We start from the raw sequence: 15,895 nt of genomic DNA on the forward strand, positions 1-15,895 counted from the left end.
CCTCACCTATGTGGCGATGACCCGGCACCGGGAGGGCGTTCAGCTCCACGTCGCCCGCGACGAGTTCGCGAGCCGGCAGGCCGGCGTTCTGGTGGAGCACGGCAAGGCGCCGTTCGAGCACGATGCGGCGAACCGGGCGAGCTACTTCGTGACGGTGGAGACTGCCGCCGGCGAGCGTCACACCACCTGGGGCGTCGACCTTGAGCGCGCCATGGCCGAGGCGGCGCCGGCGATTGGCGACACGATCGGGCTGCGGCATCAGGGAGCGGTGCCGGTTCGCCTTCCGGACGGGACCGAGGTGGAGCGGAACACGTGGAAGGTGCTCGGCGCCGACGAGCTGGCCTGGCAAAGGCTGGAAAGCCGTCTCAGCCGGTCGGGCGCCAAGGAAACCACGCTCGACTATCGCGAGGGTGGCGAGTTGGTCGCCGCCGAGCGGCAGTTCGCGGAACGGCGCGGGATCGCCGAGAGCTTCGGCATCCGCAGCGAGATCGAGATTGCCGTCGAACCCGCCGGGCTACGTGCGGGCAGGGTGTCGACGGCCGAGGATTCTGCTCTTGTACGAGGACCTGCCCGAAAAGAACGTGCGGATCTCGCGCAGGATCCTCGCAAGGATCTCGACACCGATCGGCAGCAGCGCCGCAGCCGATTCGAGGGCCTGAATCTGTCGCGCTCGGCGTTGCCGTCGCCAGTGTCGGGGGCGAAGCCGCGGGAACAGGGGCGGGGCGCGGCGGCCGAGGCGCAGCCGGAGAAGGCCGTCACGGCGCGGCGCGGCCTGTTCGATGGGCTGAAGCTCGGTGTCGGCCGTGGGGGCTCTCCGGAGCATGCGGAGGCGTCACCCGTGCATCGGCCGGCGCGGGAGGCGGGATTGTCGACCTCGCCCCATGAGGCGACGCCGGAACGCGACCGTCTGGCGGAGCGGGTGCGGGCATCATCGGCCTTCGAAGCGGCCGTCGACCGTTACGCACGGGCGCATAGTGCCGCCAATCGGCAGGTTCGCGAGGGGCTTCCCCTCCTCGAGGGGCAGAAGCAGGAACTCGTAGTTGCGGGGCAGCAGCTCGACCAGGTGCGGCCCGGCGCGCAGGCGCTGATGCAATCGGCCTTGCAGCATGATCCGGAGGCGCGGCGCGTCGTGGCGGAGCTGGCCGGCCGGGATCGCGTCGGCCAGCTCGTCGCCGGCATGGAGCGAGAACGGGCGGCGCTGGCCGATCCGGGGGTGCGGGCCGAGCGCTTCGTCGAGCGCTGGAACGAGCTGAAGGCCGAGCGGCGGACGCTGACGACTGGCTGGCATGTCGAGGCGCGCCAGAAGGTCGAGGCGGAGATGCGGGGCCTTGCGAAGACCCTGGAACGCGATCCCCAGGTGGAGTCCCTGTTGCGCAACCGGCGCCAGGATCTCGGGATCGACCGGAGTGCACGTGAAAGCGCAGGGCTGTCCCACGAGCTGGAACAGAGCCTGACGCGCGGCCGGAACCAGAACCTCGGGCTCGGGATGTAGGAGTGACGATGACCGACGACAGGGAAGACACCGAGGACGAGGCCGGCGCTGGCGATCCCGCCGCCGCCTTCGAGGCGTTGCGGCGGACGGTCGAGGGGCAAGGCGTGGCGCTCGCCGCCGAGATGGCCATCATCCGGCGGGGCGTGGAAGCGGCCTTCGACCAGTTTGACAAGCTGTCCTCGCCGCCGGACTACGGCGCTGACCTCGGACGCATCCTGCAGCAGCTTGGGCAGGCGACGGAACGGCTCGCTGGCGTCGAGCAATCGCCCGTTCTACGGCAAGGCGCGGAGCATTACGCCAGGGCGCTCGAACGCAGCGGTGAGGGCCTGGTTCGTTCCGCCGCCCAGCAGCTCGAGCGCCAGGCGGCCGACCTCGAACGGACCGGGCGGCAACTCGCCGGCTATATCGACAGCGCTCGCGCATTCGACCGGCAGAACTTATGGCTGGTCGGCGTTGGCGTGGCCGGCGTCATGCTCGGCGTGGCTCTGACGTTGTTCGTGCCGCGCATCCTGCCGTTCTCGGCGGCCCCGCACATTGCCAGCATCGTCATGGCGGACACGCCGTGGCAATCCGGCATGAGTTTGATGCGGTTCGCTAGCCCGGAAGGATGGGACCGGCTCAGGGAGGCCGACCAGCTCGTCGAGGCGAACAAGGGTGAAGTAGCAGCCTGCCGGGAAACCGCCGCCAAGGCCGGCAGGGAACAGAAATGCACGATTACCGTCGCTGTGCCGGTGAAGTGAGGTGAGCTGGAATTCTGTTTAGGACTGCCGATGGATAGGAGCCAAGATGACACGACGTCCCCGCCGCAATCACAGCCCTTGACCTGCCTTCAAGGCGAAGGTCAGGCTGCCTGATGGCGGCTCCGGGCTCAGCGCTTACGCCAAATCCTATTCCACACCAATCGCTTATGCTATATTCGCCAGCCTAAAGCCGTATCCCGGTGTACAGTGCGGTCTAAGGAGCAATCCTGACTGAGCCTAGCTATAATTTTACATTAGGATCCAGAATTAGAACTCCGGAAATTGTAATGAGCAACCTACGTAACTCTCAAAAAACTCTAAGTGTTGGCATCGTCACCCGTACGAAAAATCGGGCTGTGTTGCTGCGTCGGGCACTCGAAAGTGTTCGCAATCAGACCTTTACAAGCTGGCAGCTCATCATTGTCAATGATGGTGGTACGAAAGAGCCTGTCGATCTTCTGGTCCAGCAAATGTTTAACGGCGATCCTCGCGTACGGATTGTCCATCATGACACATCAAGGGGAATGGAGGCTGCAAGCAACGCTGGTATTGCCCTTCTCAATACCGATTACGCAATCATCCATGATGATGACGATAGCTGGGCACCGGAATTTCTGGCCGTTACGACACGTGTGTTGAGTGAGAAACGGAAACAGTATCCCAGTATCCGCGGAATAGTGAGTCAGCTCAACGCAGTCTACGAGACCGTGACAGCAAATCTGATACAGATCGAAGATGTCCGGCCTTGGTATGCCGGCGAGATGGACCGGCTGGAAGAGGGATTTCTTAGCATCCAGACAATACTGGTTCGCAATCAGTTCCCGCCTATTGCGTTCCTGTTTGATCTTGGCGTCTGCAAGGAACTGGGCATGTTTGACGCCAACTTACCTGTTCTGGGAGACTGGGATTTTCATACACGCTTTGTGCTCAAGCACGATATTTGGGTGCATCCCGAGTTCCTTGCGTTCTATCACCATCGCGTTACTGCCGATGGCGACATGGGTAACAGTGTCCATACGGGCAATCACCTTCATGCTCTTTATCGCCAGATGCTGCGCAACAAATGGATTCGCGATGGGGTGAACGACCCGACGACAAGTGGGCGAATGGGACTTATGCTGGCTATGGAGATCCAGGACTCCCTAGCCAAGACATTCAACAAAAGGGACACTAGGCGCAAATACAAATCCCCAATTCGACAGGCTCTGTCCGACGGCGTAAAGCGGATAAAGAAATACTTCAAAGGCTCAGGGCATGTCCGACATTGATTCGGTCGACTTGGTTACATTCGACATATTCGATACCCTTCTTCACCGGAAGGTCTTGGCTCCTGTAGACGTTTTTGAACTGGTGAGACTTAAGGCCTTCGAAGAAAGCCTATCTCTTCTGGTCCATGACCAATTGTCAAAATTTGTTTATGACCGGATCGAGGCGGAAAGAAAAAGCAGGCAGCGACGGCGGGAACTCTATGGCGGTGAGGGAGAAGTCACTCTTGATGAAATTTATCAGGAGTATGGGCGGCTAACCAGCCTGAATGATACGATTGGTAAATTTCTGAAATCCACTGAGCTGCATATCGAGAAAAATATTCTCGTGGCGAGTCCCAAGGGATTGGAAATCTATAACAAATGTCGCCGGAGCGGAAAGAAAATCGCTTTTATTTCCGACATGTATCTATCACCGGATTGGCTCTCCCACACACTGGAGGATAAAGGTTTCGAAGGTGCGGCCTCGTTGCGAATCTTCGTGTCGAACCAGTATCGCGTAAGCAAGCACTCCGGTCAGCTTTATGAACAGGTGCGACAAACCCTGGGGATCTCGCCCGCTCGTTGGCTACATGTCGGCGACAATCGGACAGCGGACATTGAGAGTGCGAGCAAGCTCGGGATCAAGACGCAACATGCCGACTGGGCGAAGGTGGATAACCGTTTCGTTCCGAGGGGCGGTGTGGGACCAGTCCATCTCGTATCAAGTCTGACTGCGTTTCTAGATACGCCGCAGGCGTCTCAGTACATTCCTGAGGATGCTTTAGAGTCGATCGGATATCGGGTGTTCGGCCCCTTGCTGTTTGGTTTCATCGCTTGGCTGACCAAGGCTTGTAAGGACAACAAGTTCGAGCGCCTTATTTTCGTGGCGCGGGATGGATGGCTGCTACGGTCCTTGTTCGACAGATGCAAGAACGCTACAGGGCTAACCGGAGTCCACTCGACCTATTTCCAGATGTCTCGTAAGGTCGGTTACCAAGTTGGTATCCGCGAGTGGGATATTGCGCTAAATCGGTATTTGATCTCTGGGAGGACGTCGCGAAGCGCTAAGAATATACTTAAAAATGCAAATCTTGATGCTGAAAAAATGCTCCATCAGCTGGCGAGATTTGGCCTGGAGGATATCCATCGCCCAAGAGACAATCGCGACCATGCTGCGTTAACGCAAGCCTTGAGTACAATGTTTCAGGATGCGCTCAACGCAGGCGTCACCAATCGTGCTAAATATCAAACTTACTTCGATATCTTGCCCGAAGGAAACGGGCCGGTAGGCTTGGTAGACATTGGGTGGGCCGGCAATATTCAGAAAGCATTCGTTCACGCGATGCGAGATCCATTGGTGCGCGATCGAATCTATGGCTTTTATCTTGGAACGCTAGAATCGAGTAAGGCAGTCACCGCCAAGGGACTGAAGTTGCAGGGCTGGCTCTGCAATGGTGGCGAGCCAGAGCAATGGGAGCGGTTGCTGACCAATGGCGGTGTCGAGTTGCTGGAATTTGTGCTGACCGCTAATCACGGATCGATTTTGGGTTTACACCGAGACAGAAATGGGTGTGTAGCTCCGATTATCGAGGAACTGAGTGAATCGGAAGCGCCTTATCGAGCAAAGGCAATGCGAGCGCAAGCGGGAGTCAGAAAGTTCTTCGATGATTATGAGTTTCTGCTGTCCCTCTTTGAGCCGGGAACATTGATGACATCGGCTTGGTTCCAGCCCTTCGAGCGCTTGGTCAGCAAACCGACTGATCTCGAACTGAAAGAACTGGCGAGTCTGACGCACTCTGATGCGACTGGTGCCAACAATCTGCGACTCCCGTTGGCTAGTCGGCAGCCTTTAGGCGTACGCATCTTGAAAGGGCGGTTGCGAAGAGCACGCAAGAAAGCCTTTTGGAAGGCTGCCTTCGACAAGCTCAACAAGTGGTAACACCTGTGATAGACCGATCTGAGCCGGGATCAGAGGGGGAGTGACCTCAACTGGTCAGGCGTCCCCACCAAAGAAGAAACGAAGACCGCGAAGCCGCGAAAAAACGGTCACGGTCTTGCCTATACTGTCCGTACTGTCGCGAGGCTCTTCCAAGAACCACTTTAGCAAGTCTGCGTTCGACCGCCAGACCAACCTTGCGCATGGAGTATAACAGCCAGCTACGGTGCAAGAAGAAGAGCTTACCCTTCTGCCAACGACAGAAAGCAACCGTTCCTTCCTTCCAAAGAGCCCTATAAAGCGCCCCTGGATCGTCAAGCAAGTCTCGCGGCGGCACGATAAAGAGTGGTTTCTCGCCGCCGTAAATATTAGTGAAAGCAATCCCTTCGAATAGGACCGCATCCTCTCCTTCCGGATAACGGATGAAATCTTGCAGTAAACGAGCGGCAAGGTCCGACTTCGGGTCGAGATAGGGCAACAGAGGGCTTGCAGCTGAGGCCATATCGGCTGCCAGAATCCGGCACCCCTCATGAACTTTACGAATAAACATGATTCTTGCGTGGTCAAACGGTGAGTGTGCCTCTCGATCAACTTCGAAACCACCATCCTCCCGTCGCCCGCAAAAATGCAGGATCGATGCCTCCTCGGTGCAAAAAAGAGTTTCCAGTAGACGGGTATTTCGCATGATGGGATGAGGGTGCCGGCGCCGGCGAGCCAAGTGGCCAACATAGCCGCGCATCACAAGCCCCCTCTTGATACGCGGCAGCGCCGCGTCAAGAAGGAAAAAGTAAAGCCCTGTCAATTTGGTGCCCAGCACCTTAGCATAACCTTCCTGAAGCGTCCCAGCATAGCCGATCTCGACAAAGACAGGAGCGCTGGCCACCGACATACCCACATAGTCGCAATAATCGCGGAGATCTTGCAGCCGTGACAGCATCATTTCCCGGAAATAAGGGAAAATATCGACGACATAAGACCGGAACCGCTCGCAATCGGCCTCAGTTTCCAACCGTGCATCGACGTCGAAGTCGCACCGCTTGGCCCGTGCATTCAGTTCGTGCAGATCGACGGACATCGTACGCCAGAAGAGGGAAGCCGGCGTTTCCTGGCTAGGGTCACCCAAGAGGTCCAGAAGATCACTCAACTCCGTTGTCGTGCAGGAACGGATGAAGCGGCGTGAGCCATAGACGTACTCGGTACGAATTTCTTGCGGGAATAGAAGTTCATAACATTCCTGCACGATCCGGTTATCGCGGGCAGCAAAAAAGGCGGCGTCGTGTCCCCCCTCCTTGATCTGCCGATGTATCCAGAGACAGAAATCAGCAACTACAGGCCCAAGGCCGGCATAGCCGAGCTCTATCGCATCCCCACCGAAATGGCTATTCTCTCTGGTCGAAGAAAATGGATTGTCAAACAATCGTTCGGCCAAAAGATGAATGAGCAAAGACCTTTGCAAGGTTCGCGGCTCATCGCGCTGAAAGAGACAGGTGAAGCGAGGATTTTTCTTCATCGCGTCAATGCCGCATCGCAACCGTTCTGTCAGGATACCCAAAGACCGTGGGATATTTTCGTCCCCTTGCGGATTATTGCCCACATGGAGAAGAAGCCCTGGCGCCAGTTGCTGCTCGGCTAGAATATGCCGAAAAAGTGACCCGCTACGCTTGCTGAGACCGAGGCTGTTGGAAAGATAAAGCGTTGTCGTTCCGTCATAACCGCACTTGTCTAGCAGTCGCCGGATGAAGGGCTCTGGCAGATAGATGTCCGAGGTGAAGATCATCCGCTTGCCGAGTTTGCAGCACACCTCATAGAGAGCCCTGCCGATCGGGCGAGCCTTGGCAAGCTCAAATTCTAGCGTTGCTTCAAGTTCTTGTAATCGTCTTGCCTCCGCATCGCTCAGTTCATTGATCTCGGCAAGCATTTGATAGATATCGTCAAAAGTGCATTCTTCCCGTTCTGGCGGCAGACGCTTGTGAGCCAGATTCTCAGCAGTTCGCCGAGCCACCTGGAAGTTAAACGGAAATGCCCTTCCCTCAGCGTTCATATGGAGTTGCATCAGAAGGTGTAGATCGGTTGGCTCGGCGAGTGGTCGCCCAATCAAGGTTTCGAATAAATCGAACGAAACGATTTCTGCATCGGTGATCTTGCGAAGCACGCGTTCCGGGATATCCAACAGTGCTGAGGTCATCTAGGTGTGAAACCTTGAGAGGTTGTCAGTGGTTGGGTTGGGGCGATTGATTGGCGCTTTGGCGTCTAGGCTGCCGTGTGCTCTGTGCCAATTGCACATGTGGATCCAATCTGGCAAATGGGCTTTTCGGTGATCTGAGGTCGGATAGGCACGTGCGTATTCCCATTCACGCAAAGCAATCCGATGAACCGCTCGGCCTTTCCTTTTGTCTTGGATGTGTAGGGCTTTTGGTTCGGATATACTTCAGACAGAGTTCCCGGCAAGCCTTTTCAAAGGCTTTGGATTTGCAGCATGATCCGTTGTCAGTCATCAGGCGGGTTACGGTGATGCCGAGGCCATTGTAATAAGCGATCGCGGCTTTCAGGAGGGCCACACGGCATTGACGGTTTTTTCATCAGGGAAGATGTTGGAGCTGGGGTGATCGATGCGTGAAGCGTCGTTGAGATAGCAACATGGACATATTTCCAGCCGGCGCCGCGCGAGTTGCTCTGTCTGGTGCGATCACCGGTGATCCGGGGACCAACCCGGCCGAAACAACCCAAGCGTTTGATGTCGAAATGAATCAAGCCACCGGGCTCGGAATATTGATAGCGGATGATCGGGTCTGCTGGAGCGAGGTCCTTCAACTGTGACAGTCCGGCCCTTGGTTTCATGGGCAATATGCTTGGCGGCCAGTCGTTCGCGTCGCAAAGCCGGAATCCGAGCGTGCACTCCCGCTGCGATTTGACTGGGGCTGGTCTTCGGGCGAGGCGAACGGTCGGCCATTCCGACTGATTCTTCGACACGAAAACGCTCGATCCAACGTAACAATCTTCGCGCAGACGCTGTAGTGGCCGGCATTCTTATGAATGTTCATTCGTCGCGATACTGGAAAACTGACGTGTGGTAACTCCAGTCTCTAGAATCCGCTCCGAATGGACGACCTCCTGAAAGCTCACGTCTAGGCTGCGCTGTCTGTAAGGAGATTGAAAGCGCCCTAGAAAAATCCATTCTGGGAATTGACGTCAGATTACCGCCAACTCCGCAGTTAAATATGCCCCTTCCTACCGCCTCGAACTGCGCCCTTATGACGCGAAATTCGTCATTGGTTCGTGGAAGGGAGGCGCGCTTAGCCTGTGTCTCGGGAAGAGACTCGTGCTGCCGATCAGTATCTGACATTTCATAAGCATAACTATAGTTGTAGTTTATATCTAGATCACACCCGATAATAAAAACATTCTGAAATCCAAGAAAATAACAAATCTGAACTGCAAACGAAATGACACTAGAGTCATTGCCTATGCCGAGATTCATCTGCGGCTGAAAACCTCTTTTCAGAATACCCCCATTCCGGTACGGCACCCAATGTATGTCGTAAGGTAAATCCTCTTCTTGAGGAGTGACTGAATAAAACCTCTTACGGTAAAAAGCAGTCCTGATTTTTAAGTCACTCCAATCGGCGCTGTAGTCTCGAAAACAGTCTATATCGGAGACAACGTGAAATGGGATTATCCAATCCTTAAAAAGTCGCACGCCATTATTGACAACCATATAAGATACGTTCTGAATCGGAAGTTGCTCATAAGGCAAAAGTTTTAGAGATGGTGCGGACCCCACAAGAAAAACGCTCTGACCAGAGTTTATATTATTTAGAGAACGGAGCGCTCGTTGAGCCCGAGTATCGGCTTGAATTATCGCCCTTTCTACCACTCTTCTTGCAAATTTAAACATTGTGATACTCATATTATCTTGGAGGCTATTGCAGAATGAGCACGCTTAGCGAGCGTGGATCGCTCGGATGACGATCCAACGGTGCCTTTTCAGGCAGCATTTCGGCTCACTTCCCCACCCTTTCCGGCCTTCTCGGCCAGACTCCCGGTGCAGTTTCGTGATCCGCTATCCAGATCGATCTTCCACACCGCAATCTTCCCCGCTGGAGAAGCGACCGCGGCCACTGTCCGATCCACTCGCTTCCTCGTCCGAACTGACAATCCTCCCGCCTATCGACCGCTTCCGTTTCCTTCAACGTCCTGTCGATCTCATCTTCGATAGAGCTAGCAAGACGATTAGCCTCAAGGACGCCCTAGCCTTGATCTTGATCCCGTCGAGTTCACCACGACCCCAACCACACAGGATAGTATTATCCTCCAATAACACTACCATAAAGTGAAATCCTGCAACACTCTCCATGAAAATAAATTTAACATGTGAGGGTATTATCCAGATCTTCGTTGTTCCCTTCCACGTCGTGGCTGATCCTCAGCGCTGGCCGGGCACCGAGGCGGAATCCGCCAATTGTTCGAGCGCAATGTTAGTGATCACGCAGATGAGTCGGTTCGGATTGTCGAGCTGAGGTTTGATGTCGAAGATGTAGGCGTCGGGTAGGTGTCGCCAGAACAGCGCAAGCCACGTTGCGGGCGGGTAGACCGCAACGTGGTTATGGTCATCGTCGTAGCATGCAATTACATGGAACTGCAGTGGTCCGGCCTGGGTAAGCTTTCTGATAGCGGAGTCGATCGAGGCGCCCGGAATGTGCTCGAGTACGCTCGCTGAGCAGACGAGGTCTGCCGGCGGCACCGGGTCCTCGATAAGGTTGGTGCGGACGAACCGGACGTTTATCATTTCGAGGGGAAGAGTGTCGGTTTGCACCCAGTCCGCCCCCACGACTTCGTCGAAGACCTCGGCGGCAAGTCGTAGGAACTGGCCGTTGCCACATCCGACTTCAGTGACCCTGCCCGCCTTCTGCGTGGCAAGCGTCGGCAGGTAGCTCACGAGCCAGTTGTTGCTCTTGTACGCGTCGAGTGTGCTGTAGAAATCCGCGTAGCAAGACTGGTCGGGCGCTGACCGCACGTCGGGCGGAAGCGATGGTTGCGGCTGTGGTGGCGGGTACCCGAGCATTCGACGCACGCCGGCGAGCATCCCTGAAGATGCCAGAGCCTGCAATCGCCAGAGGTCGAGGAGTACCGAGGCTGCGGTGTCGTGGGCGGCAATCGCGATCCGCTGCTGGACTGTAGTTCTGGCGAGGACGGTCTGGCGTCGGGACGACTCAGCATTGGCAAACGCCCGCTTGAGAAGTTCCCGCATCGAAGGGATAACGGGTGGCTCCCGGCCTGTTTCGAGCGCTACGATCTGCGAGATACGGTTGCGGATTTTCGTCAGGTCGTTCGCCTCGATGCAGTATGCGACGAGGTACCAACCGAGAAAGCGTGTGACGTCGGCAGCCGAGGGGCCAGCGTAGGGGCAGAAGACAGCCTCGAGGCCATTAATGTCCTCAATGCGCTGCGTCGCGGTCTCGAAATCGCTGACGGCATAGCTGTAGACTGGTTTTCCATGTAGCAACGCCTCGAAGAGGACGCCGGAGTTGGCGCCGACCACGGCGCGCGCGCCGGAAATGAGGCGGTGAACCGAAGCGGTCGAAACCCGAATCGCTTCTTGCTCTGCAAGCCGATCCAGAAGCGCTCCCGTTTCGTCGTGGCGACACAGAGGATGGCGTTTGACAACCAAAGGAATGCCATGCCTAGCTGCGTGTACGGCAAGAACCTCAAGCGCGTCCGTCTGGAGTATACGCGAGCATCGCGAGACCGTATCCTCGGTTGTCTGCAGGGGCAGAAACAGATAACCGGGGGCGAGATCCTGCCCCCGTGCGTCGTCGGGCTGATTGTATTTCGAGACGTTATCGGCGACCAGCTTCTCCTTCAGCTGGCGGACGGTTTCCTCGGCGAGGACCATGTCAAAGCCGGCTATCGCGTCCGTGAAGGTCGCGGGGTAGCGCGCGAGTTCGGAGAAGCCCGAGTACCCGAGCCGGTCCAGCGTGAAGTATTCTAGGACGTAGCTTTCCTTTATCCGCCAGACCCGCGGCTCATCGCCAAAGCTGTGATACGAGAAGCAGACCTGCCCTGCCTCGGGAAGACGTGGAGATGGGTCGTCCCAGTAGCTCGCGCTGCTCAGCTCGGTGCGGTATCCGAGCTCGATCGACGCTGTGCAGAAATTTGCGAAGAGGCGGCGCACGCTACTCCCGAGATTGGGGTGCCGCAACCAGTCGGTCGGCACCTCGATCAGGATGTCGCTGTCGGATGCGGACCCGGACGACGGGCGTTGTTCGAATGTTTCCACTGTCATCGTCTCGTTCTTCTAACGTTAGCAGGAGCCCCTTGCTATGCCGGGGTGGCTGTAGGAGTTTGACGTTGGCGGTGACTTTCGTGTTTCTATCACGCAGACACGAAAGAACTCAGCCCAATTGACGTGCTCCCCTTGATTTAGGCCAGTTCAAACTGGCCTAATTTGATGGGAGCACGTCAGAGGAGCACGTCACTTTTGGGCGAGGGGCTACTTCGTCTCGACCGTCAGGAGAGATGAAGTAGCGATCCGTGATTACATCCGCAACCAGGAAAAAGAGGACGCGCGCCTGGAGCAGCTTGCACTATGGCGATAAACCGCCTTCAGACGGTGCCAATCTGGTGGGGACGCGTAGGCGCCCCCACTAGCCGCTTTGCGCGGCTATAACTATAAAGCCTCTGGCTTTGCCGGGGGATACTTACAGCTTGTGCAGTATCCGGTTCCTCATGGCTTCGATCTGGGCGCCGGCCCCGACTAGGCTTCCGAAGTTGGTCCTGCTGCTATCCCCCCGCACAAATGCGTTTCGCAAAACCGAGGAATACTCAATATGCTTGTCGACGCCATCAATGACCGAGTTGCCGAAGAACCCCGTCTCGCCAACGTCGCGAAAATGGTAGAAGGCAAGTTCTTCGGGCAGGACGCCGATATCGGCGATCTGCAGGAAGCGCAAGTTGAAGTCCCAGTCGCCAAGGACGGGGAAGCGTTCGTCGAACCCCCCGATAGCGTCGTAGACCGAACGGCGAAACACGAAGCTGATCGGCGGGAACATGTTTGAGATCGACATCTCGCTGATCGCCACGTTGACGAGGCCAGGGTTGTAGGAGCGCTGCCCTTCGATCCGGATGCCCTCGGGCGTCACACGCTCGGAGACGTAGGTGGACCGAGTCGTGACCCCCCCGTACTTTGCCCCCCGCGCGCTTTCGAGAAAGCCCACGGAGCGCTCGAGGAACTCCGACGTCCAGGTATCGTCGTCGTCATGGATTACGACGTAATCGCTGGGTGCCGCCCGGATGCCTATGTTCGATGCCGATTCCATGCCACGGTTCTCGACGGCGTCGACAAGCATAATCCTCGAATGATCGACGTTGGCCTGCGCCACGGTTTCACGGATGGTGGCAATGTCCCCACCGTCGCAGACGATCACATGGCGGTAGGTTCGCCACGTCTGGCGGTGGACCGATAGCAGGGCTCGCCGAAGGAACATCGGGCGGTCCATCGTGCGGGTCACTACGGTCACGAGCGGCCTGGGCTGCGGCACGGCGGGGTGGCGCTCCGGACGAGATCCAAAGGGGAGTCCGAAACGTTTTCGCTGGATGCTTGCCGCCATCCCCCGCTCGTATTCGACTGCGATCTGTCCCGCCTTCCACAGCGATCGGGCAATCCGGTCGGAGGCGCTTGCGGCGTGTCCTTCGTCGAGGATCACCGGAACCGTAAACCGGCGACCGAAATCCGCGCTGCGTTCCAGCGACCTGAAACAGTAGGCCCAAGCTCGGCTCGGGGTGAGTAGGATGTCGGCCAGTTCCCGAGTAGCTCTGGCCGCCGCAGCCTCGACCTCGAGTGGGTCGGTGGGAGCGCTACGCAGGTGCTCGAGGACTCCCATGAACATCGGATCTTCGTCCCGCTCGAGCGAGGCTAGGTTCTCCCGGGCGCCGGGGATGCTCACTTCGCCCGAGGACGTACCCTCGTAGCATTCGATGCTCGGAGCCACGGGTTCGAACAGACTCTCGATGACGTGCCGATGCTCGATGATTGCCGTTTCCGGTCGGGTCGCGTCGACATCATCCGCCTGGAAGATGAGGGGAATTGCCCGGTTCCAGTGCTTGCGCGACGCGAGGCCCGACGCAGAAAGCCCGAAATACGCCCCCCACCATTCGACCTCAGGCCAGCCCGCCATGAGCATCCGCTGGGTAGTGGCGGCCCAGCCAGTGTCGACGATGAGGGCGGCCTCTCGGCCGCCGAGTAGGCGTGTCGTCTCGGCTCGAAAGAGGCGAGACTGTTCGATCAGATGATGTCGCAGCGCAGCCGTCCGCGGATCCTTCGCGGCAAGGAGTTGGTCGATAGAGTCCTTGTTTCTGTCCACGTAGAACTGATCGGCTGACTGCGCTGCCGTGACATCCTTTTTCCCGATCAGGCATTCCTGCGCGAGCGCCCAGGGCGTGTGCTCATACTCGGAGCGGAACACCGAGACTGTCTCGTCCGGCGACGTGTCGTACACTCCCTTGGCAACCATCAGCCGCGAAACCCAAAAGTGATCCCAGCCAGCGGGCAGGGAGAAGCCCATGCGCTCGGCATAGACGCCGAGCGCATGACGGATCCTCACACCGGCGCGGGCGGCAAACAGGATCTTCGCGTTCCGGCTCTTGTCGAAGTAGAGGCAGGTCGACAGGAGGCGGCTCAGGTAGGCCGCGACGAGCGGTCCCAGCACGTCACGCCCGAGGACGTCGAGTGAAGGATTGGTCGGACTGCGCACATCACTCTTCACTGAATCACTCCTTCGCCCAGTCCGTAACATCGACTCCCCGGTCGCGGAAGTGCTGCACGAGTGCGGCGAGCGACTGCGAACGGGCTCTGGCTTCGCCGGAAGACACCGGGAAGTGCAGGGCGTCCCATCTTGAGTTCCTAGGCATCTCGACGTCTCCCATGAACGAGTCGCCTACGTGAAGGAATCCTGATGGCGCTACGCCCATTGCCTCGCCCACCAGATCGAAGATGCGACCCGATCGCTTACTGTAGAGTTCGTCCGCGCTGCTAAAGAGCCGGTCGGTCGCCTCGGGGATCGCCGGGCTGATGAGTCTGGCGATAGCGGCGATCATGCTGCCCGGGAGGTACATGTCGCTGACTAGCACGACCTTCCCACCCGCCGACCTGAACCATTCGGCGACGCGCAGCAGCGGACGGTTTGCGACGAGCTTGCCGGCTTCGTAGGCAATTTCCGCATCAAGCAGAGGCTGAACAAGCCTGTCGTCTCCGACCAGACGGTGCGATAGGAGAGTCATCACGTCAACGATCGTTCCCTCCTTGCATCCGTCCTTACCGGGCCGCGCCCGGTAACTGAGCCGCATCGCGTCGGCGCGAAGGAGACACAGCCCCTCCGCCGTCGTGTTCGCGGGCAGGGGACCTACACGGCCTAGGATGAAGTCCGATACCTCGAGAAAACGAGCCGCCTCGGCTTCGGGTCCCCTGAGCAGCAGTGTGTCGAACACATCGAGTGACAGGCACTCCTTGCCGATCATGGCGTTGCGCATCACTGCTTCGAAGGTCTCGTGGTTCGCGTCCAGCCAGGCCTGCCTACTGTCGCAGGAATAGAAGTCGTCCGGGAAGGGACGCATGTCATGAACGACGCTGAATCCCAGTTCATCCACGGTTGATGGAAGCGGAACCACCTTGTCGCCGGTGATCTCTTTGGTGGCTGACGGTGGAAGGAATGCCTGCGCAAAGCTGACGCCGGACAGAAATGAAGCCGTTTGTCCCGGCGCAGGATCGCGCTTCGGATCCAGCAGCGCGGCTGTCACGCAGGACAACTCTTTTCGCAGGCGCACGAGATCAAATTTGAGCGCCGAGCGGCGCAGTTTCAGCCAAGTCTTTGAGTCCCGGCGGAACAGATTGCTTGCGGCTCTCGCGGCGGCTCTCGCAATCCAGGGTTTTGAACGGCCCGATCCCAGAAGCGGATTCTTCTCCAAATGCGCAAGCAACGCAAATACTTGGTTGATCCACTCGGAATCTTTCTTCTTCTGGGTTATCAAATCCGCACCCCATTGAACCGACATTTCCCAGATGGACTGCCTTTCGACGGTAGTTAGGCCGGCAGGGCCGATTGATCAATTGTTTTCTTAGCGAATAGCCCTGGACTTTCGACGGCGGTGGAAAGTTCTTCGGCAACATCCGCCACTGGCAGCCACTCGTTGCCAGATAGAGAACCGCGTTCATCACCTCCCGTAGATCGGAGGTTCACGGCCGACCGCTGGATTTGGCAAGGGAAGCAACAATCAGCGTCTACTCCCCATCCGCCAATCGCTTGGATATACGGCCCTCTGGCCCGGCGATGCTCTCGGCGGGCGATGTCGGTCCGGGTCATCTGGTCCTCCATTTGTTCCGATAACAAACAAGAATCACAACCGACTGATATCGCGGAACTTCTTTTCAGATGGGCTCTCAGGCCGAAGTATAGAGTAGTTGACAATACAGACGTGCCGATAGTAC

At 57.6% G+C, this 15,895-nt stretch carries 7 protein-coding genes and 4 pseudogenes; 5 read left to right on the forward strand and 6 right to left on the reverse strand.

Annotated elements, in window-relative coordinates; all coding sequences use genetic code 11:
• The 4 genes and pseudogenes from CJ014_RS28240 to CJ014_RS25675 form a co-directional block, all read left to right on the forward strand.
• A pseudogene (locus CJ014_RS28240) lies at window positions 1-1,492 on the forward strand (Ti-type conjugative transfer relaxase TraA); the annotation flags it as partial.
• A gap of 8 nt (window positions 1,493-1,500) precedes the next feature.
• Window positions 1,501-2,232: a DUF6118 family protein gene (locus CJ014_RS25665; protein WP_100083378.1), complete on the forward strand. Its 732-nt coding sequence runs from the start codon at window positions 1,501-1,503 to the stop codon at window positions 2,230-2,232.
• A gap of 287 nt (window positions 2,233-2,519) precedes the next feature.
• Complete coding sequence (locus CJ014_RS25670; RefSeq protein WP_100083358.1) at window positions 2,520-3,500, forward strand: glycosyltransferase family 2 protein; 981 nt, start codon at window positions 2,520-2,522, stop codon at window positions 3,498-3,500.
• Entirely contained in the window at window positions 3,487-5,418 is a 1,932-nt protein-coding gene (locus tag CJ014_RS25675; protein ID WP_100083359.1) for an HAD family hydrolase, read from the forward strand. Before CJ014_RS25670 ends, CJ014_RS25675 begins: the two co-directional genes overlap by 14 nt.
• A gap of 46 nt (window positions 5,419-5,464) precedes the next feature.
• On the opposite strand, the gene CJ014_RS25680 is transcribed toward CJ014_RS25675, so the two are convergent.
• The 3 genes and pseudogenes from CJ014_RS25680 to CJ014_RS25690 all read right to left on the reverse strand — a co-directional run bounded on the left by CJ014_RS25680 (window position 5,465) and on the right by CJ014_RS25690 (window position 11,698).
• On the reverse strand, window positions 5,465-7,600 hold the full coding sequence (locus CJ014_RS25680; protein WP_100083360.1) for a hypothetical protein: 2,136 nt from the start codon (window positions 7,598-7,600) through the stop codon (window positions 5,465-5,467).
• A pseudogene (locus CJ014_RS28245) lies at window positions 7,601-8,422 on the reverse strand (integrase core domain-containing protein); the annotation flags it as partial.
• 1,416 nt (window positions 8,423-9,838) lie between these two features.
• Window positions 9,839-11,698, reverse strand: coding sequence for a methyltransferase domain-containing protein (locus CJ014_RS25690; protein WP_100083361.1), 1,860 nt, complete (start codon window positions 11,696-11,698; stop codon window positions 9,839-9,841).
• 187 nt (window positions 11,699-11,885) lie between these two features.
• On the opposite strand from CJ014_RS25690, the pseudogene CJ014_RS25695 reads away from it, so the two are divergent.
• A pseudogene (locus tag CJ014_RS25695) lies at window positions 11,886-12,011 on the forward strand (IS200/IS605 family transposase); the annotation flags it as partial.
• A gap of 102 nt (window positions 12,012-12,113) precedes the next feature.
• Here CJ014_RS25695 and CJ014_RS25700 read toward each other — a convergent pair.
• The 3 genes and pseudogenes from CJ014_RS25700 to CJ014_RS25710 all read right to left on the reverse strand — a co-directional run.
• Entirely contained in the window at window positions 12,114-14,177 is a 2,064-nt protein-coding gene (locus tag CJ014_RS25700) for a glycosyltransferase family 2 protein (protein ID WP_100083362.1), read from the reverse strand.
• 4 nt (window positions 14,178-14,181) lie between these two features.
• A complete protein-coding gene (locus tag CJ014_RS25705; RefSeq protein ID WP_133121950.1) occupies window positions 14,182-15,462 on the reverse strand; it encodes a hypothetical protein in 1,281 nt (426 codons plus the stop codon).
• A 70-nt stretch (window positions 15,463-15,532) separates the two neighbouring features.
• A pseudogene (locus tag CJ014_RS25710) lies at window positions 15,533-15,640 on the reverse strand (transposase); the annotation flags it as partial.
• Window positions 15,641-15,895 lie beyond the last annotated feature (255 nt).

The sequence above is a fragment of the Pleomorphomonas carboxyditropha genome (assembly GCF_002770725.1).
Lineage (GTDB): Bacteria > Pseudomonadota > Alphaproteobacteria > Rhizobiales > Pleomorphomonadaceae > Pleomorphomonas > Pleomorphomonas carboxyditropha.